Raw genomic sequence first — 243 nt, forward strand, 5'->3', positions numbered from 1 at the left:
CTACCGGCGGAACTTGGTCACCAGCATTAGGCGGAGCGAATACCTATACGTATACCGTAGCAGCAACCGCACCATGTACCACAGCAGCAACGGCTCAGGTAGTGGTAAGCGAACAGGCTTTACCAAATGCCGGAACTAACGGAACACTTACCATCTGTGCAGGAAGCACGGTAACATCAGCACAGTTATTTGCAGCCTTAGGAGGAAGTCCAGCTACCGGCGGAACTTGGTCACCAGTATTAG

General features: G+C 52.3%; 1 protein-coding gene. It reads left to right on the forward strand.

Annotation, left to right across the window (positions count from 1 at the left end):
• Positions 1 to 243: hypothetical protein (locus ACXAG7_RS20190; protein ID WP_476667962.1), on the forward strand; the 243-nt coding region annotated here is incomplete at both ends.

It is taken from the genome of Tenacibaculum sp. AWR4_210 (genome assembly GCF_056160945.1).